The organism is Bhargavaea sp. GQ12 (assembly GCF_059758705.1).
This window is the reverse complement of the sequence record NZ_JCAXEU010000063.1, coordinates 1-293: the sequence shown is the minus strand read 5'-3', so window position 1 is coordinate 293 and position 293 is coordinate 1. Positions and strand designations below refer to the sequence as shown.

The 293-nt window shown below is 54.9% G+C and carries 1 protein-coding gene; it reads left to right on the top strand.

Going from position 1 to position 293, the window contains the following annotated elements; genetic code table 11:
- Positions 1-293 (top strand): ATP-binding protein (locus AC6CHQ_RS16400; protein WP_498082080.1); only part of this gene is annotated, 293 nt, incomplete at both ends.

Genomic DNA, 293 nt, shown 5'->3' with positions numbered 1-293 from the left:
ATCCATGCGATCGAAGACGGCCGCCAGGTGGCCTTCGTCTCGATGGCCGAGTTGGTACATATCCTCAAGACCCGTGAATATGCGAGCAAGTCCCGGACGAGATACAAGCGGATCATCGACTCAGAGCTCGTCATCATCGATGACGTCATGTATATGTCCATCGATCCCAAGGAGGCCAACCTGTTCTTCCAGTTCATCTATGAGCGCTATGACCACACGGCTTTTATCCTTACGTCGAACAAAGGGCCGAATGAATGGGGGCGCTTTCTGGGCGACCAGACGCTCACCGCCGC